This window comes from Arcanobacterium ihumii (assembly GCF_900604515.1).
GTDB lineage: Bacteria > Actinomycetota > Actinomycetes > Actinomycetales > Actinomycetaceae > Arcanobacterium_A > Arcanobacterium_A ihumii.
Window position 1 is genome coordinate 190,509 of record NZ_UWOS01000003.1, and the last position, 23,013, is coordinate 213,521.

The following is a 23,013-nucleotide window of genomic DNA, read 5'->3' on the forward strand; positions in this document are numbered from 1 at the left end:
CCTAATCCGCCATACGCATGGGGCTATAACTGGTTTGCGCGAATCTGGTCACGCATTTGTTTAGCCGTCGCCTCCAAAATAGTACGACGCCGTAGCGCACGTTCCACGGTCGCTTCAGCTATTCCACGGTAGACGGGCGGAAGATCGTCAAGGTTAGTATTGCCCTGCGCTGCCTTATCCACCGAATCGAGGTGTGAAGAAAGAGTCGTTAAATCCCCACGGACAATTGGCCCCGTCAAGAGCGCATCGCCTGAACTTAAGGCCCCTTCTACTGAAGCTTGGACAAGTGCGCGAAGATAGTCACCAGGTTCATCAAAACCAATGCTCTCCAGCAATGCCATTGCCTGAGCAATGACGGTTACAACATGGTTCGCACCGTGGCTGAGCGCCGCATGGTACGCTGGTCTATCTTCTTCAGCAACAATCACCGATTGACCACCCATCTCAGCAACTAAGGCGTGGCCGATTGCTTGGAAAGGTGCCACAGTAGTTACCGCAAATGGGCATCCTTGCAACCTGGCAACATCGAGCGATGTTCCGGTAAACGTCATTGCAGGATGAATCGCAAGACCCAGAACACCTGCATCGATGGCAGGGTGGAGTACCTCAACGCCATATCTACCTGCGGTGTGAACTAGGATTTGACCAGGTTTCCATGCGTTAAGCTTTGCCAACCCCGAAACCAGCCCGGCGAGCTCATCGTCAGGTAGAGCTAATAAAACCATTTCGGATCGATCAACAATAGTTTGGACGTCAAGAGCAGGCACTCCAGGAAGCATTGTTTCGAGTCTGTCAATCGAAGCTTCTGAGGTCGCATATGCGCCAATAATGGAGTGTCCCTGAGATCTCAAAGCACTACCTAAAGCACTTCCAACTTTCCCGGCGGAAATTACACCGATACCCATTCGGCCCGTATTATTCATCGGCAATCTTCCCCTAGCTTCGTTTCCGATCGGAGTCTAAGCCTTACTCAGACCCATTCGATTCTTCCATGACTGCAAGGACTCGGAAACTCCTTCGCTCCTCGCATCGCGAGCTAGTTCAGTCTCCACCACAAGTAGCTTTTCGATGAAGTCACGATCGAAATTCTTAGCTTCTGTACCAACCGAGCCAAGAACAGTATGAACATTCAGCGTAGCTAAATTCTTCTTGCGTTGAATCGGACCAACCTTTGCCATCGTCGACTGGGTGTGGTCTTGCATGATGAAGGAAACTTTACGGGCAAAGCGACCAGAGCGAATGATAACCATCTTCTTCGAGGCATATACACCCCTACCTCTCAAGGTAAATGGGTCGAGCAAACGAGCACTCTTCGGTGCGCCGGTGAAAAATCGACCCGAGTCCAAACCATCAAGGGCTTCCCCTAGTAACGCATGATCGTCATCGGAGCCTAGATCCGGGGCAAGCGTCCAAAGGATACGAAGTACTTCTTCTCGAGTACCTGCAAGAATAAACGTCTTCGAAATGTTTTGAACATCTTTGATCTCCTGGTCGGCGGTAGTTAATACCACTTTCCACCAATCAAAGCGACGCCACAGCAACGGCTGCGAAATCCCAATCGCATGAACACGAGTTGGGGGCACAGTTCGGGTAATGACCTTCGTCAATCCAGCACGACGTCGTAACCCATTTTCAGAAAGGTAAATCTTCGTACCGTAGTCATCAATTAATGATTTAATCACATTCCAGCCGGCCGCAAAGATCGGGAGAACTACCGCAAAGAATGAAATATCCCCGCTTGCGATAAGACCGATCACCGGCATCAGCGTAAAGAAGGCCACCAAAATCACTTGGGTATCGAAAAAATTGGCGACGATCAGTTGTTTCGTGCCGAGCTTGTACACAAGAGCATCGTTTTCGTTGTCATCCGCGTCGAAAATCGGGATGTCATTTTGGTGCGAGTTTGTTGCCATCTCGTTTGACGACGGCACACCCCATACGTCTGTCTGCACAGGAGTTCTAGAGTTAAAAGCATCAGATTCTTTTAGCTCAGAATTATCTTCTACACCCACGGAGTCAGCATGAAGTACCGGAACGAAAGATTGACCCGATCGGACTCGATCAAGTGCCTGCAAAATCTCCTTACGAAGACGCGAACAATCGGCTAAGCGCAAGAGCCCAAGTTCAATATGATCGGCATGCGCGCCCGCAGCGTCAACCTTTACTGAACCAAATCCGAAGATTCGCCCGAATAGACGCTGTTCAATTTCAACACTTTGAATCCGATTCCATGGGATTTGGGAGTGCTTCTTTACAAATACACCCTGCCGATGATGGATACCGTTCGGCGCGAGCGCAAAGGAAGTCTTTTTCCACATCACTGCACTAGCGCCAATCACTAGCACGCTGATTAGAAGCAAGCCACCCAGCACGATCAGCAACAAATACAACGAGGCATATTCACGCGCTCCGTCTATTACAGTATTGATGTCTCTATTTTCTAGACCCTGAGACACAATTGAGAAGATACCCACGAAAATCACGATCCAGAATGAACCGAGTGAGGCAATCGGAGTAACTTTATGGAATTTGCGCCAGAGTTCTGGGGCTACCGCCTCTGATCCAAGCTCTGGCTTCTTACTTTTACGCGTCATTGTGCCTTCGGCTTTATTTTCTACTTCGCTTGGCTCGTCAAAACTATTCATGGATCGAGACTCACAGTCCTTCCATCCGAGCATTACCAAGAGCTGTAAGCACAGTGCGTAGGCGTTCTGCTTCAGTGCGCGAAATCCCTGGAATTGATCCTGCCGACTCTGCCGAAGCAGTAATAAGTGAAACCTTAGCTAGACCATAGCGATTAAGGAACGGTCCAGCTTCAACATTTACCTGTTGCATACGACCATAGGGAATAACGGTTAGCTTATGGAACATGATTCCGCGGCGAATAAGAAGTTCGTCTTCGCATTGAAGGTAACCAATCGCCTTCGCACGGCGCTTGGCAAAGACAAAGGTTATTCCACTAATAATTAACAGCACCGCAAAGAGGATCCACCATATTGCCCCAGGGAAGCCATCACGTCCAAAAATAATCGCCACGATTAGCGGAGGTAGAACTAAGAAAGCCGAAATTAAAAGTGCATTCAGCCTTAGAACCTTAAAATACTGTGGGTCTACGGGAGTGAAATCAAGATCCGAGCCCAGAAGTTTCTTCATCGATGTACCTCTTAATAGTGTTAGTGCAGTTAGTCGTGCGTGATCCTGAACTATTCTTCCACAATAAAAGATCTTGAACCAGCTAAATGTTCTGCTAAATCATGGTGAAATATCCTGCTGAGCGACCTGCTAAATCCCTACACCTGTAGCGCCACCACCAGTGGGCGCGTCGCCGTCGTCGTCAACCATGCACCAGCGTTCAGCGAGAAGTGAAACGGTTACGAGCACAAGCCAAGCCAGTCCCGCGATGGAAAAATTGCGCACTTGTTCGCTTGAAAACGCCGTTGATGCAAGATGAGCATAGGCTCCAGCGATACCGAAGCTCGCACCAGCAAGGATCGCCGCGGCACGCGAACCTGCCTGGGTAAGGATCCAGATTCGGGCAGCTGCCAAGGGTGGAATTACTTTCTTACCCTTTTTATGTGAACGCACTCTCCAGCCCTGCGAGAAAACAAAGAGCGCAAATAACACCGGCAGACCAACTCCCCACAACGGCAAGACCAAGGGCGTTCGTCCGTCTCGTAGCCAAATTTCACTTCCAAAGAAGGAAAATGCCAGCGTAACTAGCCCAAGCGTCGCTACCAGTAGGAACGACGTCGGGCGGAGCGTACCTTCAGAATTGTGGGGTTCGTTCATGGTCAAGTCCTCACGCAATAAAACCTTCGTTTTCCAAAAGGTAGACCTCTTGGTCGCGAACACCCGCGAGCAGTTCGGTAATTTTTTGACCGTTTAGCTCACCATCTGGATCGATGCTTGACCACGGTTCCAAAACAAAACGCCGTTGCGATGCTCGCGGATGCGGAACAACAAGTTCAGGATCCGTACTACAAACACCTTCAATCTCTAGAATATCTAGGTCTAGCGTACGTGCTCCCCAATGCTCGTGACGTTCACGGCCATGCTTCCATTCAATTTTTTGCAACGAATGCAGAACGTCCAATGGAGCTTGTGCACTGTATCCAACGACGACGGCGTTGACGTAGTCGGGCTGAGAACTCTGGTTTTCGGCGAGAATCGGCGTCGTTCCAAACAGCTTCGACGCTGATCGGATCTCAAAGACTTCACTAAGTTCTTCAAGTGCAGAAACAACGTGAGCACGAGGATGCTCAAGGTTGGAACCCAACCCAATAACGTACTTTCGCCATGCTGGATCCAGAATTTCTGAATTGCGATGCGCCGTCACACTTACGTCTTTAAAGCTATGCTCGATCGGAGCCTGGGGCTTGTAAACCGTAACGGAAACTTCGCGTGCGCCAAACTCCAACACGTCGCAGGCAATACGATCTGCCAAAGTTTCTATCAAATCAACGTGCTCACCGCAGACACGCTCAACCACCCGATCTGCAATATCGGCATAGGAGATTGTGTCCGCAATATCGTCGGTTTGCACAGCTTGTTCCGTAACAACTGAGAAAGTGATGTCCACAGAAAATTTTTGTGGTTTTTGATGCTCAAAGTCTAGGACGCCGTGGGCGCCTAGGGCACTTAGACCACTGAGTTTGATCGTATCAACTCGCATTTTCACAATTCCCATCTTCGGTTGCAGAGTAGAAGGCTTGATGGCCTGAAGAGCGAATGATTACCACGCGCCGAGGCTTGATAGCTTTCGATGTACGCCAATTGCTTGGGCACTAGCAGCAACGTTGTGGACGCGAACTACCCACACTCCCGTTTCGCTCAGTAGCCCGGAAATCGTTGCCGTCGCGATGTCACGTTCGAGTGGAGTCGAATCAGGGACGACGGCGGAGAGGAAACGCTTTCTCGACTGCCCAATCAGAATAGGATGACCAAGTTCCAAGAACATGCCAATATCAGCAAGAATTTCCCAGTCTTGTTCGCCAAGTTTTGCGAATCCGAGGCCAGGATCGAGGATTATACGATCACTCGAAATACCTGCTTCAATGGCTGCGTCCCTGCTTTCCACCAGTTCATCGACCACAACTACAGCTACAGGACCTTCATAAACTGCAAGGCTATTCATGGTTTGGCTATTTCCACGCGCGTGTTGAAGGATGTACGAGCAATCCAGATCAGCCACGGTTGCAAACATATTTTTATCACCTGCGCCACCCGTCACATCGTTAACGATATGTGCTCCGGCAGCAACGGCTTTGGCAGCGGTTTGGGCATGATAGGTATCAACCGAAACCGTTGTTTCTTGGGAAAGAACCTCCACAACTTTACAGATACGCTCCCATTCAGTTTCCCAGGTTAAGTGTTCAGCACCTGGGCGAGTTGATTCTCCACCAATATCAAGAATGGTAGCGCCTTGGGTGATAAGTTCTCGCCCGTGTGCAATTGCCGCGTCGACTGAATCCCACTTGCCGCCGTCGGAAAATGAATCGGGTGTCACATTCACAATTCCCATAATTTCCACGGGCACATCACTCCTTGACGTTATTTTGCCATGATAAGGCTCATTGCTTCTGCACGTGTAGTACCATCACGCAAACAGCCACGAACAGCAGAGGTCACCGTTCGCGATCCAGGTTTGCGCACCCCACGCATAGACATACACATGTGTTCTGCTTCAACCACCACCATCACACCGCGCGCATGGAGTCGTTCCATCAGTGCGTCTGCAACATTGGTGGTAATTCGCTCTTGAACTTGGGGACGTCGCGAAAACCCTTCAACCAAGCGAGCTAATTTTGAAAGTCCGGTAACTTTACCATCACTACCTGGGATATAGCCTACGTGAGCTACGCCGTGGAAGGGTAAGAGGTGGTGTTCGCAAACCGAATACATCGGAATATCTCGCACCAAAATCAATTCTTGGTGATCGATATCGAAGGTCGTTTCGAGCACATCACTCGGATCGCCTTCTAACCCAGCAAAGATCTCTCGATATGCCCGCGCCATTCGGTCCGGCGTATCGCGCAAGCCATCGCGAGTTGGGTCTTCACCCACGGCAACTAGCAGATCGTAAATTGCCTTACGAACACCCTCTTCGTTATAAGGCACGTCAGATCTCCTCTACGGAAGCCGACGGAGCGCCATCTTCTATAGGTGGATCGCCGGGTCCTACTTCCAGCCCTGCCGGATGCGAATGCTTACCGCGCAATTGTTCCTTAGGCAACGGGATCGGAGGCACATCTGAAACTGGACGGCTCGCAGAGGACAACCACTGTTCACGAGCAGGAGCTTTAGAAATATCCTTGAAGATCTCTTTTAATTCATTTTCCAGAATTGTTTCTTTCTCAAGGAGCCGCTCAGCCAAAGCATCAAGCACGTGACGGTTCTCGGTAAGGACTTGCCAAGCTTCTTGATTGGCAGTGTCAATGAGCTTCTGAACCTCATCATCAACAACACGAGCGAGATCTTCTGAGTATTCACGTGAGTTTCCTCCACCCATCCGCGTCATCGGATCGGAATCATCAGAAACAAGACGAACCGCGCCCACTCTGGAAGACATACCGTATTCAGTCACCATCTTTCGAGCAATGTTCGTGGCTTTTTGAATATCGTTCGCGGCCCCGGTCGATGGATCGTGGAACACAAGTTCTTCAGCAATACGTCCACCCATTGCGTAAACGAGCTGATCAAGAAGCTCATTTCGGGAGGTGGAGTATTTATCTTCCGTGGGCATCACCATGGTGTATCCAAGTGCTCGTCCGCGCGGTAAGATCGTCACCTTAGTAACTGGATCCGTATGGTTCAACGCCGCGGCAGCAACCGCGTGTCCACCTTCGTGATAAGCCGTCATCCGTTTTTCTTCAGCATTCATGACTCGCGTTCGCCGCTGTGGTCCAGCGATAACGCGATCGATTGCTTCGTCGACGTCGTCTTCAGAAATGACTTCGTGCTCACAACGAGCCGCCAACAAAGCCGCTTCATTCAAGAGATTCGCAAGGTCTGCACCAGAGAAGCCCGGGGTACGTCTAGCAACAGCTTCGAGTTCAACATCATCAGCAAAAGGCTTACCTTCGGCGTGAACTTCGAGAATACGGCGTCTTCCTGGAAGATCCGGAGCGTCAACGGAAATCTGTCGATCGAATCGACCAGGGCGTAAGAGTGCCGCATCGAGAACATCTGGACGGTTCGTTGCAGCGATAACGATCACGTTGGTGTCAGCTTCGAAGCCATCCATTTCGACTAAAAGCTGATTCAGGGTTTGCTCACGTTCATCGTTTCCGCCACCAATACCTGAGCCACGGTTACGTCCAACAGCATCGATTTCATCGACAAAGATAATTGCCGGAGCGGTTTTCTTCGCCTTATTGAAGAGGTCACGGACACGCGAGGCACCAACTCCCACGAACATCTCCACGAATTCTGAGGCAGAAATATGGAAAAACGGCACACCTGCTTCTCCGGCCACTGCCTTGGCTAGGAGTGTCTTTCCAGTTCCGGGAGGTCCATAAAGCAACACGCCCTTCGGGATCTTGGCGCCCATCTTGTAGAACTTTTCTGGGGTATCGATAAACTCCTTGATTTCACGAAGCTCTTCAACGGCTTCGTCAACGCCGGCCACATCGGCAAAGGTGACGTCAGGACGATCGGAATCCAAGCCGTCTTTCTTCACCTTGCCAAACGCCGTCATACCTGATTGCATCTTAGGCAACAGCCACATGAATGCACCAATGATCAGCAACATCGGAAGCATAAGGGTAAGCATTGAACCCAGGAATGACTGCTGCGGAACATAGGAGTTGTAGCCGTTTTTAGGCTTTGCATCGTGAACGAGCTTAGCAATCTCTTCAGCTTCAGCGCTGACGTACTGGAACTGCACCTTCTTAGTCGGACTGAGTTCGTCTCCATCCGTGTCCGTCGGTGTGAAGCTCTTCTTAAGCCACACCTGGACCTGCTGGACACCTTCGGTCATTTGAACAAGTTCAACATCTTGCTTCTGAAGAACTTCCTTTCCTTCGGAAGTCTTGATTGATGTAAAACCACCCGGATCCAGATACCAGATCACGGCAATGGTCGCTAAAACAACGAAAGCGATGATTGAGAAAATGCGACGCCGCAACGGAATTTTACTATCGCCGTCGCCTTGGGAGCCGGGGCGACGCGGCATCGGTTTATGCGAAGACCTACGCGATCCGTGCAAGTTGCGTCCGCGCCGATTGAAATCATCAAGTTGTTTACCGCGCTTAGAGCGACGTCGGTTATTGTTCGAGTCCTCACCGCTCGAATCGCTCTCCATCACAGTATTCTCGTGACCCTTACCAGAAAGTGGGTTCAAAGTCATTTAGCCTCCATAAACATGTGGAGCAAGAGTTCCAACAAATGGCAGATGTCGGTATTTCTCCGCGTAATCTAGCCCATACCCCACCACGAATTCATTTGGAATATCAAAACCTACGTAGTCAACACCAACGTGTACCTTCGCCGCATCTGGTTTTCGGAACATCGTTGCAATACGGATTGACTTCGTACCGCGCGACTCCAAGTTGGACTTCAGCCAAGACAAAGTCAAACCCGAATCGAGAATGTCTTCAACGATAAGTACATTACGCCCCTGCAGGTCTTCGTTAAGATCTTTGATGATTCGAACAACGCCAGACGATTTCGTGCCCGCACCATAAGAAGAAACTGCCATCCAGTCCATTGCTGCTTGAATATGGATCTTGCGTGAAAGGTCAGCCATAACCATAATGGCTCCCTTCAATACGCCGACCAAAAGGAGATCCTTCCCTTCATAATCACGGGAAATCTCGTCACCGAGCTCAACAAGGCGCTGGTTAATCTCTTCTTCTGTGAAGAGCACCTTCTCGATATCGTTTCCGGTGTCCTGAAGTTCCATTTAATCCTCCGTTTGCGAAGCGACATCTGGAATAAATACGAGCTGATTATTGCTTCGCCACGCCTTCATTCCCGGTAAGTCAATGCCACTATTATTATCTCGGCCGACAATCAGCTTATCAAGAGCATCAAGGTGCCAGTAAACGAGATCAGCACCCGATCCTCCACAAGCTGAATAAGCGATCCTCAAAACTCGCGTACGCACCGCCCGATGCTCATTTTTCAGGTGCTCACAAGGTAAAACTAATCCCGTATTCGTTTCACGATTGTGAGAATTATCTTGCTTCACCAGCCGTTCAAAAACTGAAACCGCAATCGAAGTTAAGGCATCGTCGTCGTCACGGAGCATCCGTCCGGTGCGCACCAAAGCACCGACGACGTCGCGCCCAAAAGCCTGCTCAAGTGCGGGAATTACGTTATGCCTCAGTGCCGAGCGACGAAGCGGGCTGCCGTCCGCTGCTGTCCACGGTCCGTCGAGCGCGTTGGATGGATCATCAACAAAGTCGATTCCGAGCTCGCTGCAAACCGTTCGCAATGCATTAGCCTTCATCTGGATGACCGGACGAATAAAAGGAACATCCGTGGTCGTAGGTAAAAATCCACTTTCTGGCATTCCAGACATCGAACGCGCGCCTGCACCCCTGCTCAAGCCAAGCAACACTGTTTCGGCTTGGTCGTCGGCATTATGTCCAAGGAGTACAGGAGCAGGAGCATCGGCCCCAATTTCACGTGCAAACGCGGCAATTGCACGGTACCTGGCTTCGCGAGCGTCACCTTCAGGACCGCTACCAGTGCCAATATCAATTTTCTGCGAATGAGCATCAATACCCATCGCTTTGAGATTTTCTACGACTGCTTGGGCCTCGCAGGAAGATTCTTCTCTGATCCCGTGATCGATTGTGATCGAATAGACCGGATTACCAAGAGCATTCTTTTTATTCTGAGCCTCGTGAATCACCGATGCGGCCAATGCCATTGAATCGGCTCCACCAGATACAGCAAGAACCACCGCAGTACCAGTCGGAAGCTGGGATAGTGCACGGCAAACTGCATGGCGTGCTGCGGAAACGAAACGATGAGGTCCGGACATTGCGACGATCTACTTTCCAAGCTCAGCGATTGCATCATCAATCGCCGGTTTTGCATAGACGCCAGGTACTCGCACTGCGTTGTCAACGATCACGGCGAAGCTTACTGGTCGACCGCCCGACGTATAGGTATATCCAGCTAATGAAGAAACCGTGCTAAGCGAACCGGTCTTGGCTCGGACTTTGCCGAGGACCGTTGTAGCACCAAAGCGATCGTGTAACGTGCCATCCAATCCGGCAACAGGTAGACCCGGTCCGATTCCATGAAGTACACAATCCGTGCAGGTCCAGGCATGGTTAAGGATATTAACCAAAACTCGAGGGGGAATTCGATTTTGCTCTGATAGCCCACTCGAGTCCATCAGTGTGACACCTGCGATTGAAATACCTTGTTTCTCAAGACTCTTACGAACGGCCCGTGCGGCCCCCTCAAAGTTTGGGCTTTCGCCAGATTTAATCGCGACTAGGTGACCTAAAGTTTCTGCCAGTGAATTGTCTGATTCAAGCAACATCCGCGAAACGATGTCTCGCACCGGAGCCGACTGAACTGACGCTACATCTTCGGCACCGTCGTCGGTTTTGTGGTTAGTTACGCTTTTGACGGAAATTCCGTGAGAGTTGAGAGCCTGCGCGAATGCCTGACCTATGTTTCCAACGGGATTGAGAGTAACTTTATTATTTGCGTCAAGATTTCGATTTACGGCGAGCGGTACTACTTCCATCACGTAGCGACGCAAGGATTGATCCCAAGACGAATGGTAGGTTGGTCCACTGAACAAACTGGTATCCAGCACTAGGGAGACCGCAGAAATATTCTTAGCTTGGAGAACTTTCGCCGTTTTTTTAGCTAAATCATCTAGTCCCGCATACCCAACCTCGGAATTTGGGTTTCCCACGCCTGCACCGAGCATAATGTCTCCTCCACCAACTAAGAAGAGCTGGTCACCCTTAACTTTGGTGGTTGTTGGGAGTGTGGTTTCGGGGCCAAGTTCAGTGAGCGCTGCTGCCGCAGTAAGCAGCTTCGTAGTAGATGCCGGAGTACTGGCACGATCGCCGTAGTAATCTCCCAAGATTTTCCCACTGGCAGGATCTGCCACGATAGCCGATACGTTACCTCCGATGCGCGGATCAGATTGAAGTTTGGCGAAGATTTCAGTGATGCGCGCCTGATCAGGAAGATCCCCGCTTTGCTTCGCCTCGGGAGCATCAATTGGCTTTTGTTCTACGGCGGCAACCTTCGGGAAGGGAGCCGCTTCATCAGCGAGTGGTTTGTTTGTGAACACTCCCGGCACTAGATCCCACGCATCTGCAAACGCATAGAGGCATAGACATGCAACAAGGCCAGAAATCACAATACGTTTTTTACTCACATGCAAATTTTCCCACAAATCGAAGTCAAATCAGTTCTTACGTGCACATATAACGTGGCTAATTAACCACAATTCATCCCTCTAGCACAGTAAACTTGGAGAAAATCAAAGTGCTAAATGGGTAACATCGCACCTCGCGAGCGCGTATTTGAGAAGAATCGCAGTTAGAATCGTTGCAGCACTATTTGGCGTCGAAGGAGAGACTCATGGAATTCGATGTAACCATCGAGATCCCCAAGGGCAATCGAAATAAGTACGAGCTAGACCACAAAACTGGTCGCATTCGCTTGGATCGCATGTTGTTCACATCAACACGTTACCCAGACGACTACGGCTTCATTGACGGAACTCTAGGTGAAGACGGCGATCCACTGGACGCACTCGTCATCTTGGAAGAAGCAACTTTCCCAGGTTGTGTTATCCGGTGCCGTGCACTAGGCATGTTCCGTATGTCTGACGAAGCCGGTGGCGACGATAAAGTCTTGTGTGTGCCTGCGGGCGATCAGCGCGCTTCATGGCGTACCGAAATTGAAGACGTATCTGAGTTCCATCGTTTGGAAATTCAGCACTTCTTCGAGGTCTACAAGGATCTTGAACCAGGAAAGTCGGTTGACGGTGCACACTGGGTTGGGCGCGAAGAAGCAGAAGCTGAAATCGAACGTTCATTCAAGCGAGCAGAAGAAACTGGCTACTACGATCAGCACTGATTTCTTCTAAAGCTATGGGTGGGGTTTCATGAAACCCCACCCATTTATTTACCTACGCATGAATAAGTTTGTGGTGTGTTTTTGTAAATTACTGGATATATATCCGGAAGTTTACAAAAACACACCACAAAAAGGATGAGCACCGAAGCGGTGCTCATCCTCAAAACTTAGCGAACGCGTAGGTAAATAGGATTACCCCAGATCGGAGCTTCCGAAGTACCACGAGCCGGGTTATGAGCAGCGATGTGCTTGCCGTGACCCGTGTAGATTCCTACGTGTCCTGGCCACCACATAATGTCACCGGGCTGAGCTTGAGACGCAGGAACTTGACGTCCACCAAACTGGCTGAAGATCTTAGCTGACGAATGTGGAATCGACACGCCAAAGAAACGGAAGACGAATCCAACGAAGCCTGAGCAATCCCAACCTGCTGGTGTTGATCCACCCCATATGTACGGAGTTCCAGAGAACTGACGTGCATAGTTCACCAGAGCCATGCCTGAGGAACCAGCTGGCGGTGGTGGAGGTGTTGGACGCTGTTGAGCTGCTGCCGCAGCAGCTGCAGCGGCAGCTTCTTCCGCACGCTTCTGCGCCGCAGCCGCAGCAGCACGTTCACGAGCTGCTTGGTTAGCAGCTTCCTGTTCCGCCTTTTCGGCAGCGGCACGTTCAGCAGCAATACGCTGTGCCTCGGCCCGCTGACGAGCTTCCTTCTCAGCTTGAGCAACCGCTGCTGCCGCAGCCGCAGCCACATCAGCTTCTTGCTTCTTCTGTGCAGCATACGCAGCCGCATCTTGGGCGGCCTTCTCCTTCAGAGCCTTGATGTCGCCGGAAGCCTGGGAAGCTTCTTGGGCAGCTTGAGTTGCAGAAGCAGATGCAGATTGTGCTGCTGCCGCCTGTGCCTGCGCGTCGGTCTTAGCCTGAACAAGTGCGGCGGATGCTTGATCCGCAGACTTCTTTCCAGCCTTGCGATTAGCTTCGGCAATAACTAGGTTCGCTGCCGCCTGTGCCTTAGCAACTCGAGCATTTTCTAGCTGTTCGAGGCGCTGCCGTTCCAACTCAACGGTAGTACCACGTTGGGACGCCAACTCAACAACAAGTTCACCTCGGCGCGCAGTCGCTTGGGCAAGCTGATCAGATGCTGCTTTAGCAGCTTGGTCAGCTTTGCTGGCCGCAGTTTCTGCTTCCTTAGCAGCTTCACTCTGATCCTTAGCAATCGAATCAGCCTTCTTCTGCATCGTGGTAGCAATCTCTTCAAGCGCCTTATAGTGACGGACGTTGTTGTCCGCACTTGCTGCTAGCGAGTCGAACGCCTTGCTTCGCGATGTTGCAGACTCCATGTCATCTGCACCAAAAAGATAGTGAGCGTTCGTAAGTTGGCCTGCAGAATCTTGGTACATTGCCTGAGCAACGCTACCGAGCGCTTGACGGGCTTTGTCTAGATCTGCTTTAGCCCCATTAGCTTTATCTTGAGCAATAACAGCTTGGTCAATTGCCTGAAGTAACGCCGACTCTGCTTCGATTTGGGCTGCCTTTTGTTGAGCCGCCTTCATTTCGAGCTCGTTGCTCTGAGCCGAGAGCTTTGTAAGCTCTAGCTCAATGCCGGCAATGGACGACGCAGTTTTGTCCTGCTGCCCGTGCGCTGCTTCAATATCGGAATCATCTACCGGATCGGCGTATGATACCGGTGCCATCGTGGCTGTTAGGCCAACGACGCTAGCCGTTACCAGCACGCGCTGAATTCCTCGTTTCACCGATGTTTCCTCCAGGTTCCCTAAAGTTTTTAAATCTTTGACGATTTGCCGTGACTCAGCGTGTCGCCTTGACTTTACAAATTTTGTCACTCGCACTTCTGAGGGTATACCAAAACGTTCAAAAATGAAACATTAGAAACATATTTCACTAAAACAGCACAAGCCACAGCATTTATCAACTGTCACATACTTTACTAAACGATCACAAATAACACCATTCACATTTGTAACATCTCAAGGTCAACGCAGACGGCCTTGGACTCAGCTATGCTCACTTTGCCCTCATTGTTACAGGACCATCTTCGATATTTCTGGCAGAATTAAACCATGGCGGAATCAATTCGGTGGAAGCTCGACATCCTGGGCGAAGGCTTTAAATCTGCACTCATAGACTTAACTCCCCTGCACGGAACTCCTCAGCGCTGTGCGATCACAAAATATATTCCTGAGCTTGACCCCCAGCCCTGCTCGATTTGCAAACCCACTGAAGAAATCTCCCATTTCACGGCCACCCACCGCCAAAAAGAATTTATTCTCATCACGGTCCACGGTTGGAACGACTACTTCTACCACCAGGAATTTGCTCGTTTCATCGGAGCTATTGGTGGTTATCTTTACGCATTAGACCTGCGCCGTTACGGTCGCGCACATAAAGATGACGAGCCCTGGGGCTACACTGATTCCCTTTCAATTTACGACGCCGAAATTCAAGCCGCGTTGGAAATCGCTCGTTCCGAGCACCCACACCTTCCTGTTTTTGTTTACGGTCATTCCACAGGAGGGCTAACCGTCAGCCTTTGGGCGAGTTGCCACCAGCAGAATTTTGACGGCATCATTTTAAACTCGCCATGGTTATTTACAGATTTATCAGGCTTTAAAATGACCCTTGTAAAAGGACTGATAAATATTTTGGCAAAGATACGCCCATTAACGGTTCTCCCAACCAAAGACGACGGCTTTTACCAGCGGATTCTAGGCGGAAACCATCAGCAGCCAATCCCGGGAACAAACCAGCAAATCTCCAGCGCCGACGACGACGTTTTTTCACCACCGGCTGGAAAGCAGACCCTCGTTACCGCCACTACCCTACTTTCCCAGTTCGAGCGGGGTGGTTGAAAGCAATTATGAAAAGTCAAAAGCGCGTTGCTCAAGGATTATCAATTAAGAAGCCGATCCTTGCCCTCACGTCGGCAAGGCATATGACGGCTGCGACGTGGTCGGACGAAATGCTCGAAGTCGATACCGTCCTCGATATTGAAAATACCTGGCCGTTGATCGAAAACTTAGGCAGTGATGTAACACTGGTTAAAATTGACAAAGCTGTACACGACGTCGTCTTTTCACGGAAGAGCGCACGCGAAGAAGCCTACCGTGTTATCGCTGCTTGGATCGACGAACATCTTTCTCGTTAAGCAGTAGTTCAGCAAGGTGAACACCATCGGCCGCGCCCAGTTGCTTCGCCTGAGTTCGACACGAGAATCCATCGGCTAGGAAGACCGCGTCTGGATCAGCATTTCTTAGCGCCGGTAGTAACGAGTTTTCAGCAACCTGTACTGAAACCTCGTAATGCCCCTTTTCCATACCAAAGTTCCCCGCTAGACCACAGCATCCACTCAACACCGTTACTTGTGCACCGCAGGTACGTAGAAGTTGTTCATCAGTATTCCACCCCATCACCGAATAATGGTGGCAGTGTGGTTGTGCCACCACAGTGAGGCCAGAAAGATCAGGAAGGAGATTTTGATCCTCTACCCCGAACTGTGGATGGCTAAGTAGCTCAGCTAGCGTAAAAGTCATTGTGGCTAGAACTTCGACCCGTTTATCCTCCGGCAGCAGATCGCGCGCGTCATCGCGAAGAACGGCGGTGCAGGACGGCTCAACTCCGACGATTGGGATCCCGCTCGCTGCGAAGGGAGCCAGTACTTCAAGCAGTGCACTGAGCTTCTTCTTTGCGACGTCAAGCTGGCCGGTTGTAATCCAGGTCAAGCCACAGCAAGCGTCATGCGGTGGAATTAAAACCGTGTAACCGAGCCGCTGCAATAGCTTGACCATCGCCTGCGCTCCGCGAGTATCGAGCGTCTCAGAGAAAGAATCTGCCCAAAGCATGATGTACTTTTCACCGTGCTTGTTTGCTTCGTTCAGGCTGGGGTGTCGCTCTAACCCCGCAAGGAAAGGAGGAACGACGGTTCCTTCACCAATATCTTTCACACCAGACTTTTCGAGCATTTTCGAAAGTCGCGTGGAAGCAAAGCCAGGCATGTCACGGCGCGAATCGATTCCTGCTACGGAGAACGCTAAATTCTTCAAAAACGGAACTTTAAGAAGACCATTTGCCACCGTAGCCATCCCAGGAACCGCGGTAACGATCCTCGCTAGTACCGGTAGATTCCCTAAGAAATAATGGGTGCGTGGGCGGATCTTTCCACGATATTTTCTAAAGAAAGTCTCCGATCGATAGCGAGCCATATCCACACCGGTAGGGCAATCCGATGAGCATGCTTTACATGCCAAGCAAAGGTCAAGTGCCTCAGACACCGCCGAATCCGCAAAACCTTTAATCAATGAACCGTTGGTTACCTCTTGCAATACTCTCATTCGACCACGAGTAACATCCTTTTCATCGCGGGTCGCTAGATATGAGGGGCACATAAAGAATCCAGCTGCACTACGATCTGCGCGGCAGTTTCCTACACCGGTACAACGATGCAGTGCATTCGTAAGGCTTCCACCGTCGTCGTGAAAGTGAAATCCTCCAGCAAAGTCGATTTCGTGCGCGGAAGGGCGGCGCAGATCGGCATCGAAAGGCACAGGTTCAACTAAAACACCCGGGTTAAGGGTATTTCTGGGATCAAAAATATCTTTTACCTGCCCAAAGAGTTCCAAAGTAGCGTCGTCATACATATGATTAAGCAGATCAGATCGGGCTCGTCCATCACCATGCTCGCCAGAAAGTGAGCCTCCGTAGCGCGCAACCAAGTCAGCAGCTTGGCACATAAAATCGTGAAATACCTGCTCACCGGTAGTATCTTGAAATGGAAAATCGATACGAACGTGCACGCAACCATCACCAAAATGACCATACATCAATCCAGAGAGTTGGAAATCGTTCATAAGATTTTGAAATTCTCGCAGATACTCGCCTAGGTGCTCAGGCGGAACCGCTGAATCTTCCCACCCCGGCCAGGCTTGGGTATCATGTGGAGTTCTTCCTCCAAGGCCAGCACCGTCTGCACGGATTCTCCACAGTTCGGTCGCTTTAGGACCCGCAGGAAGGATCACCACTGCGTCGGTTCCCGCGTCATCTGCCAATGCCTGAGCTCGCGCAGGTACATCAGTAGCATCTTCACCTTCTTGAGCTCCCACTTCTATGAACAGCCAACCACCACCCGGGGGAAGTTCTGGAACTGATCCTTTCGCACGTCGCACTACGTTAACAAGCTCGGCATCGATCCCTTCAATCGCAAGCGGCTTGTGCCGAAGGATAACAGGAACGTGATCTGCCGCCGTCGGCATATCTGGATACCCAAGGACTACCAACATTGGCGCCTCAGCAATTGGAACTAGTCGCAACCTGGCACGTAATACGGTAACAAGGGTGCCTTCACTTCCGACGATCATTCGAGCAAGGTTCTCACCATTTTCAGGAAGCAGATGTTCAAGTGAGTATCCTGATACTTGGCGTGAAAAGGTACCGAAAGTCGTGCGAACCTTTGCTAGGTTTTGTCCAATCAATGCTTGAAGACTCGGGTAAGTTTCTGCCAAAGGTTGTGCGGTGGAAAAGATATGCCCTTGACCATCCACACACTCAAGTTCGACGACGTTATCCGCAGTTCTTCCCCACGCCACCGCGTGTGGACCACACGCATTGTTCCCAATCATTCCGCCGAAGGTAGCACGGTTTTGAGTTGAGGGATCGGGTCCGAAACGCAGTCCGAAACGCGCAGCTTCCTTTTGAAGCTCGCTCATTACGACTCCCGGTTCAACCAAGGCGGTGCGCGTTTCAGGATCGATCTCAAGAATGCGGTTCATGTAGCGCGAAAAATCGATAATGGCACCGGTACCGATCGAGTTACCAGCTACTGAAGTACCTCCACCGCGGGAGGTGATGGGCACTCGATATTTGCGGCAGATCCGCAAAATAGACAAAACGTCCTCCCGCATTTGTGGGAATACTACGAATGCGGGAGGAACGCGGTAATTTGAAGCGTCCGTGGCATATTGTGCTTGGGTAAGAGTAGAAGAATCAACCGTTCCCGAAATCAATTCAGAAATTTCTTCTATTGCCTGCTCAACTAACTTTGGATCAAGTTGCTGTTGCATGCTTTGTTGTGGATACTCCCTGGCTTGCATTTGGCATCCCATCCCTCTTTATAGTTCAATTATCATTCCCAAACACAGGCACAATTGAGCTTTCTGCTTTGACACACAACTATTGTGCCGTCATTTCAATGAGCGCAAGGGGCGCAACCATATAGTGGTCTAACCACAAGTTCACACAAACAAGCAATCGAGATTAAGCGGCATCAAGCCCACGGATCAACCAAGATTCGGATGGGATCACCTTCTTTAGTCTTGACGATATCGATTCCTCGCTCAATTTCACGTAGCGGTACAATTCCTGAAACGGAACGCGATAAATCCAAGCGGCCGGCGTGGAGAAGCTCAGCTAAAAGATAGATATCTACCGCGCGGTAGCCCAGATGCCCGAGTGCTTGGTTACGTTTCAACCCAAACTGCAAGATAGAACCGCCGTCAATTTCTTGTCCAGAAAGTCCAACCAAAACAGCGCGACCTTCAAAGTCCAAAGATGTAATTGCCTGTTTAAATGTGGCTTGGATACCAACCGCATCAAACGCAACATCAATCATACGCCCGCCGGTAGCATCCTTGATTTTTTCCAAAAGGTCAGGGTCATCTGAGTGGAATGCATAGTCGGCACCCAGATCGAGCGCTCGTTCAATGATGGAGTCCTTGACGTCAATTCCAATTACAGGGTATGCACCTGCGAGCTTTGCTAGCTGCACAATGTGGGTACCTACGCCACCAAGTCCCCATACGGCAACAGCATTACCCAACGAAACCTTACCTGTGCGTTTCACAGCCCCAAATGGAGTTGCCACTGCATCGGCAAGGATGGCGGCATGCTCCATGGAAACATTGTCTGGAACACGAGTCATACCTGCCGCATTGACTACGGCATACTGCGCCCAAGCACCGTCATAGGCAAATGCCATAAGTTGAAGATGCTGGCAATCCGCAAAGTTTCCACGACGGCACTGGCGGCACTTAAAACATGGACGCCCCGAAGTTGGAATAACGCGGTCTCCAATGTCCCAACCTACAACACCGGCTCCAAGCTCAACTATTTCACCAGAGCATTCGTGGCCTTGCGTTATAACAGGAAGCTGAGCAGGAAAATTTCCATCAAGCAGAGAAAGATCAGAATGGCAAATGCCGCAGAAAGCCACCTTGATCAACACTTGACCATGACCAGGCTGCGGGATCGGGATTTCCTCCACTTTCATCGTCATCGTATCTGTATACAGACGCTGCGCAAGCATCGTGCCTTCCATTATTCCTCCCAATAATAGCTCCATTGCTACCTAGAGGGCTCTTGCATCGAATACACAAAAGTCCTATAACAAATGTTAGCACCGTCACGATTTTTACAGGGATTGAATTACATTTTGCAAAACACTAATCAAGATGTTTTGGAAGTTTCAAAGGACACCCAGCGCAGGCGATCTGTGCTTCCATCGATAGCGGACTGTTCGACGTTCCGCATGCTCCAAGCCCCGAAGAACACAGGGAAGCAGCCGATTTCGCCAACCCGATTCTTTCCCAATGATCGAGCATTACCTTGACGAATACCTCCGACGTTCCCGTCATACTCGCTACCTGGTTAACCGTTTTCCCTTCGTTGAGCAGGTCAAGAACGCGGTCAGTTACGCTCAAGCCATCCGAAGAATCGGATCGATCGCTAGTTTTTCGTTGCCGAGGGAAACGAAATATGTTCATCCACAGTCCAGTTATCCGATGAAAAGTTTCCCGATTTGGAATACTCCAACTGCCAGCAGCCAAGCCACGACGAGCTGGACTACAACCGCAATTACAGTCAGCTTCCCTCCGATTAGCCGAACCTGTTCACCTACTGTTGCCATGCAAGGCGTGTAGGTCAAAACGAATACTAGGAAAGCGAGCGCACCGAGGGAAGCCAATCCAGGACCAGCACTTTCGGCAAAAGTATCTCCTAAAAGTTTGGGTAGTACACCAAGGTCATCACCATTATCTTCAGCGTCACCCGCGGCTTCAGCATCCATGTTGTAGGAGATGACGATGGACGAAACCACCGTTTCCTTAGCAACGAAGCCAGTCATAAGGGCACCGGTCATGTGCCAGTCTCCAAACCCGGCTGGCTCAAATACTGGCTCAAGACCACGCGCAACGAGCCCGTAGGCCGATTCAGACATCGGCAATTCTGGATCAGCAAAGGAATGCTCGCTCGAGGATGTAGGGATAGCACCGAGGAGCCACACCACCATACCCATAGCAACGATGATTTTTCCCGCACCCTTTACGAAAGTCCAGGTACGCTGGGCAGATATCTTTGCGAGCACGACGACGCGCGGAAGCTGGAAGGACGGCAAGATCAGCATGAGAGGTGCTTGCGTTTGTTCACGGCTGAAGAAAAACTTCAAGACCCACGCCGCAAGAACCACCATGACCACGGAAAGAACATACATTCCGAAAACGACGGTTCCAGTGTTGTTTGGGAAGAAGATTTTTGCGATCATCAGGTAGATCGTTAGGCGCGCAGAACATGAGGTGTAAGGCGTGATGATCGCTGTGATGAGTCGATGGCGAGCTGAAGGAAGCGCACGTGCCGCGGCAAGAGACGGAAGGTTACAGCCGAAACCCATAATAAGAGGAAGGACTACGCGACCATCTAGCCCGATCTTCCGCATGAGACGATCCGCTAGGAAGGCAGCTCTTGCCATGTAACCGGAATCTTCAAGGACGGAAATCGCCACAAAGATTACGAACATGAGCGGCACGAAGGAAGCAACTACACCGAGCCCGGTAACCAAGCCCGTGACCAGGATCGATTCAACCCACGTTCCGGTGAGTCCAAGGTGACCCAAAACCCAAGTTAAACCATTAGCGACGGAGATTGCACCGTCGTCGGTATTGGTGAACCATCCGTCAAAGAGATCTTGAATAGGCGAAACCCATTCCCCTGCCAAGTGGAAGAGTAACCACATCAAGCCGAAGAAAATGATCGAACCTGCAAAAGGATTAAGAAGGATGCGATCAGCTTTATCCGACGGGGAAAGTTTAGTTGGATCTTCGCTACGCTTGAGAACCGCCGCTTCAACTTTATCTACCCACGCGAAAAGCGTTTTTGCCCGATCTAGTTGAGCTTGGGACTCAGAGGCGCTAAGCACTGAGCGCTGATCGGCGTTGAGGTTGAGTGACGAAGCCACTTGATGACCGCACCCACAGGCGGAATTAGCCTCTTTTACGTGAGCGGAAAGTGCTCCCACTTGAGCACAATCCTCACCTGGCGCGAGATCGTTTGAGCAGCCACAAAGTGTTTGACCTAGCAGGTCACGTTCATCCACAGCCGGCTTTTCACAGCACGACGACGAACATCCACAGCTGTTTTCACGCCTTTCAGCCGCAGATGCAGAATATCCCGGCGCGTCCGGATCAGGTGCTAGACCACGCACAAACGTGGGTGTAGCTAGCGCATTGCGCACAAATTCATCGAGCACTGGATATTGCTTCGGTTTACGCGCATCAAAAATCATCACCGGGATGCCAAGCTCTTTCGACAGCGCTGAGGGGTCGATGCCGACGCCGTTACGCTGAGCCACGTCCGCAAGCGAAATCAACGCCGCGATTGGGTATCCCGTTTGCGCCAGCTGACCAAGTAGATAGAGGGAACGTGTAAGTGAACTTCCGTCCAAAATTGCAAGGATCAAATCTGTATGATGACCGAGTTTTGGATCAGTAAGTGTTCCCGGTCGAGCCGCAATCGTTTCCTCAACGACTTCCTCATCAGGGCTGGTGGGAATTAGCGAATAGGTTCCCGGTAAATCAAGGACCCGCACGTCCAGCGTGCGCCAAATGCCAGACATAACTTCAACAGTCGTTCCAGGGGCATTGACCATCGCCTGATGTGCGCCAGTAACTCCATTAAATAGGGTTGACTTTCCAACATTGGTGTTTCCCACCAGCAAAACCGTCTTTTGGGCTTGCTTTGGTTCACCTGTTTTTTCCGCGTTTGCCGCATCGCCCTGGAGGGTATTGAAAGTCTGTGCTTTAAGATTAATCTGCGAACCCATTACTTCACTTCCCACTGATTCCCAGAAATGCTATCTTTCTGGTCCGCCTTATTACTTTGATCCACAATCTGAGCTTCGATCTTCTTCGCCCACTTATGGTCTACCGCGATTCGCGAGCCCGCAATATTCACAATCAACCCACCAAATGCCGCTTTTTGTATAATGACGGCTTCAGCGCCAACTCGTATGCCAATCTCTTGCATACGTAGTACATTTTGGCGTGGCAAAGGAACGCTCGTTAAACGAACGGGTACCCGCACCGGGCAATCCTTGAGAATCATGTGGGAAGGTCTTTCTCAATCGTTGAGGTATGAAGTTATTCAATTACTTTGCAGACTCTGTCGCCCAGAATCAGTTCATTTAATTTCACAATCACGCAAAGCCACAAAGTCATATTTAGGCTACCCTTACCAAATATAATTAGGAAAGCCGAAAGTCCCTTAATTTGGCCGAGATAAACAACGCCCTAGAGTTGACCAGCAAAAATGTGGGTAAATTGGAGTCAATCCAATCTGCCCACATTTTGCTTCTAGGAAGATAAACGCTCAACAACTCAGAGCGTTTGCTACGCGTTTTACAACAACGAACTCAGGCTTCGTCGTCTTTCTTCAAGGACTCACCAAGCTTCGCGGCCGCACCCTTTACGTAGTCTGCAGCTCCCTCTGCCTTCTCAGAAACCTTATTTACGGCTTCTTTGAGCTTGCTAGCATCTTTCTGCGCACGACCCTCACCTTCGAGTCTCTCATCGCCGGTTGCATTACCTACAAATTCCTTTGCAGCACCACCGAATTCATCTGCTTTATTCTTTGCAGTTTCGTCAAAACCCATGATAATTCCCCCTTATGGAA

The 23,013-nt window shown here is 50.5% G+C and carries 21 protein-coding genes; 3 read left to right on the forward strand and 18 right to left on the reverse strand.

What is annotated here, in order from left to right; all coding sequences use genetic code 11:
• Positions 1-23: 23 nt before the first annotated feature.
• The 11 genes from EIH22_RS08195 to dacB all read right to left on the reverse strand — a co-directional run bounded on the left by EIH22_RS08195 (position 24) and on the right by dacB (position 11,359).
• Positions 24-923, reverse strand: a complete 900-nt coding sequence (locus EIH22_RS08195) for a Rossmann-like and DUF2520 domain-containing protein (RefSeq protein ID WP_124055323.1) — start codon at positions 921-923, stop codon at positions 24-26.
• A 36-nt stretch (positions 924-959) separates the two neighbouring features.
• Positions 960-2,645: a PH domain-containing protein gene (locus tag EIH22_RS08200; protein WP_160149058.1), complete on the reverse strand. Its 1,686-nt coding sequence runs from the start codon at positions 2,643-2,645 to the stop codon at positions 960-962.
• Between the two features lie 10 nt (positions 2,646-2,655).
• Positions 2,656-3,153, reverse strand: coding sequence for a PH domain-containing protein (locus EIH22_RS08205; protein WP_124055325.1), 498 nt, complete (start codon positions 3,151-3,153; stop codon positions 2,656-2,658).
• A gap of 129 nt (positions 3,154-3,282) precedes the next feature.
• Complete coding sequence (locus tag EIH22_RS08210) at positions 3,283-3,789, reverse strand: DUF3180 domain-containing protein (protein WP_124055326.1); 507 nt, start codon at positions 3,787-3,789, stop codon at positions 3,283-3,285.
• 10 nt (positions 3,790-3,799) lie between these two features.
• Positions 3,800-4,672, reverse strand: coding sequence for a 2-amino-4-hydroxy-6-hydroxymethyldihydropteridine diphosphokinase (folK, locus tag EIH22_RS08215; protein ID WP_160149059.1), 873 nt, complete (start codon positions 4,670-4,672; stop codon positions 3,800-3,802).
• A gap of 60 nt (positions 4,673-4,732) precedes the next feature.
• Entirely contained in the window at positions 4,733-5,536 is an 804-nt protein-coding gene (gene folP, locus EIH22_RS08220; RefSeq protein ID WP_235001833.1) for a dihydropteroate synthase, read from the reverse strand.
• A 14-nt stretch (positions 5,537-5,550) separates the two neighbouring features.
• Positions 5,551-6,117: a GTP cyclohydrolase I FolE gene (gene folE / locus EIH22_RS08225; RefSeq protein WP_124055328.1), complete on the reverse strand. Its 567-nt coding sequence runs from the start codon at positions 6,115-6,117 to the stop codon at positions 5,551-5,553.
• 1 nt (position 6,118) lies between these two features.
• On the reverse strand, positions 6,119-8,173 hold the full coding sequence (gene ftsH / locus EIH22_RS08230; protein WP_200829237.1) for an ATP-dependent zinc metalloprotease FtsH: 2,055 nt from the start codon (positions 8,171-8,173) through the stop codon (positions 6,119-6,121).
• Positions 8,174-8,347: 174 nt separating this feature from the next.
• On the reverse strand, positions 8,348-8,902 hold the full coding sequence (gene hpt, locus EIH22_RS08235) for a hypoxanthine phosphoribosyltransferase (RefSeq protein WP_124055329.1): 555 nt from the start codon (positions 8,900-8,902) through the stop codon (positions 8,348-8,350).
• Positions 8,903-9,991 carry a tRNA lysidine(34) synthetase TilS gene (gene tilS, locus EIH22_RS08240; RefSeq protein ID WP_124055330.1) on the reverse strand — a complete coding sequence of 363 codons (1,089 nt, stop codon included), beginning with the start codon at positions 9,989-9,991 and terminating at the stop codon, positions 8,903-8,905.
• Between the two features lie 9 nt (positions 9,992-10,000).
• Positions 10,001-11,359, reverse strand: a complete 1,359-nt coding sequence (gene dacB, locus EIH22_RS08245) for a D-alanyl-D-alanine carboxypeptidase/D-alanyl-D-alanine endopeptidase (protein WP_160149060.1) — start codon at positions 11,357-11,359, stop codon at positions 10,001-10,003.
• 206 nt (positions 11,360-11,565) lie between these two features.
• Between dacB and EIH22_RS08250 the strand changes: the two genes are divergently transcribed.
• Positions 11,566-12,066 carry an inorganic diphosphatase gene (locus tag EIH22_RS08250; RefSeq protein ID WP_124055332.1) on the forward strand — a complete coding sequence of 167 codons (501 nt, stop codon included), beginning with the start codon at positions 11,566-11,568 and terminating at the stop codon, positions 12,064-12,066.
• A 167-nt stretch (positions 12,067-12,233) separates the two neighbouring features.
• Here EIH22_RS08250 and EIH22_RS08255 read toward each other — a convergent pair whose 3' ends face one another.
• The gene (locus EIH22_RS08255; RefSeq protein WP_124055333.1) at positions 12,234-13,817 is read right to left on the reverse strand and encodes a C40 family peptidase; all 1,584 of its coding nucleotides are present in this window, start codon (positions 13,815-13,817) and stop codon (positions 12,234-12,236) included.
• A gap of 327 nt (positions 13,818-14,144) precedes the next feature.
• Here EIH22_RS08255 and EIH22_RS08260 point away from each other — a divergent pair, with 327 nt between their 5' ends.
• On the forward strand, positions 14,145-14,933 hold the full coding sequence (locus EIH22_RS08260) for an alpha/beta hydrolase (RefSeq protein ID WP_124055334.1): 789 nt from the start codon (positions 14,145-14,147) through the stop codon (positions 14,931-14,933).
• Positions 14,934-14,941: 8 nt separating this feature from the next.
• On the forward strand, positions 14,942-15,229 hold the full coding sequence (locus tag EIH22_RS08265; protein ID WP_124055335.1) for an alpha/beta fold hydrolase: 288 nt from the start codon (positions 14,942-14,944) through the stop codon (positions 15,227-15,229).
• Here EIH22_RS08265 and EIH22_RS08270 read toward each other — a convergent pair.
• From EIH22_RS08270 to EIH22_RS08295, 6 genes are all read right to left on the reverse strand, one after another.
• Positions 15,192-18,137, reverse strand: a complete 2,946-nt coding sequence (locus EIH22_RS08270) for an FAD-binding and (Fe-S)-binding domain-containing protein (protein ID WP_124055336.1) — start codon at positions 18,135-18,137, stop codon at positions 15,192-15,194. The two genes, EIH22_RS08265 and EIH22_RS08270, sit on opposite strands and share 38 nt — an antisense overlap.
• Before the next feature lie 203 nt (positions 18,138-18,340).
• Entirely contained in the window at positions 18,341-19,390 is a 1,050-nt protein-coding gene (locus tag EIH22_RS08275) for a zinc-binding dehydrogenase (RefSeq protein ID WP_124055337.1), read from the reverse strand.
• A gap of 124 nt (positions 19,391-19,514) precedes the next feature.
• Positions 19,515-19,835 (reverse strand): hypothetical protein, encoded by a 321-nt coding sequence (locus tag EIH22_RS08280; RefSeq protein WP_124055338.1) that lies wholly within the window; start codon positions 19,833-19,835, stop codon positions 19,515-19,517.
• Positions 19,836-19,846: 11 nt separating this feature from the next.
• Entirely contained in the window at positions 19,847-22,165 is a 2,319-nt protein-coding gene (gene feoB / locus EIH22_RS08285; protein ID WP_124055339.1) for a ferrous iron transport protein B, read from the reverse strand.
• Entirely contained in the window at positions 22,165-22,446 is a 282-nt protein-coding gene (locus EIH22_RS08290) for a FeoA family protein (RefSeq protein ID WP_124055340.1), read from the reverse strand. Before EIH22_RS08290 ends, feoB begins: the two co-directional genes overlap by 1 nt.
• A gap of 307 nt (positions 22,447-22,753) precedes the next feature.
• Positions 22,754-22,993, reverse strand: coding sequence for a CsbD family protein (locus tag EIH22_RS08295; RefSeq protein WP_124055341.1), 240 nt, complete (start codon positions 22,991-22,993; stop codon positions 22,754-22,756).
• Positions 22,994-23,013 lie beyond the last annotated feature (20 nt).

Bases quoted from the DNA above. Each gene is read 5' to 3' on its own strand.
- EIH22_RS08195 (WP_124055323.1), bottom strand. From the start codon at position 923: ATGAATAATACGGGCCGAATGGGTATCGGTGTAATTTCCGCCGGGAAA.
- EIH22_RS08200 (WP_160149058.1), bottom strand. From the start codon at position 2,645: ATGAATAGTTTTGACGAGCCAAGCGAAGTAGAAAATAAAGCCGAAGGC.
- EIH22_RS08205 (WP_124055325.1), bottom strand. From the start codon at position 3,153: ATGAAGAAACTTCTGGGCTCGGATCTTGATTTCACTCCCGTAGACCCA.
- EIH22_RS08210 (WP_124055326.1), bottom strand. From the start codon at position 3,789: ATGAACGAACCCCACAATTCTGAAGGTACGCTCCGCCCGACGTCGTTC.
- folK (WP_160149059.1), bottom strand. From the start codon at position 4,672: ATGCGAGTTGATACGATCAAACTCAGTGGTCTAAGTGCCCTAGGCGCC.
- ftsH (WP_200829237.1), bottom strand. From the start codon at position 8,173: ATGCCGCGTCGCCCCGGCTCCCAAGGCGACGGCGATAGTAAAATTCCG.
- hpt (WP_124055329.1), bottom strand. From the start codon at position 8,902: ATGGAACTTCAGGACACCGGAAACGATATCGAGAAGGTGCTCTTCACA.
- tilS (WP_124055330.1), bottom strand. From the start codon at position 9,991: ATGTCCGGACCTCATCGTTTCGTTTCCGCAGCACGCCATGCAGTTTGC.
- EIH22_RS08250 (WP_124055332.1), top strand. From the start codon at position 11,566: ATGGAATTCGATGTAACCATCGAGATCCCCAAGGGCAATCGAAATAAG.
- EIH22_RS08260 (WP_124055334.1), top strand. From the start codon at position 14,145: ATGGCGGAATCAATTCGGTGGAAGCTCGACATCCTGGGCGAAGGCTTT.
- EIH22_RS08265 (WP_124055335.1), top strand. From the start codon at position 14,942: ATGAAAAGTCAAAAGCGCGTTGCTCAAGGATTATCAATTAAGAAGCCG.
- EIH22_RS08270 (WP_124055336.1), bottom strand. From the start codon at position 18,137: ATGCAACAGCAACTTGATCCAAAGTTAGTTGAGCAGGCAATAGAAGAA.
- EIH22_RS08275 (WP_124055337.1), bottom strand. From the start codon at position 19,390: ATGGAAGGCACGATGCTTGCGCAGCGTCTGTATACAGATACGATGACG.
- EIH22_RS08280 (WP_124055338.1), bottom strand. From the start codon at position 19,835: ATGAACATATTTCGTTTCCCTCGGCAACGAAAAACTAGCGATCGATCC.
- feoB (WP_124055339.1), bottom strand. From the start codon at position 22,165: ATGGGTTCGCAGATTAATCTTAAAGCACAGACTTTCAATACCCTCCAG.
- EIH22_RS08290 (WP_124055340.1), bottom strand. From the start codon at position 22,446: ATGATTCTCAAGGATTGCCCGGTGCGGGTACCCGTTCGTTTAACGAGC.
- EIH22_RS08295 (WP_124055341.1), bottom strand. From the start codon at position 22,993: ATGGGTTTTGACGAAACTGCAAAGAATAAAGCAGATGAATTCGGTGGT.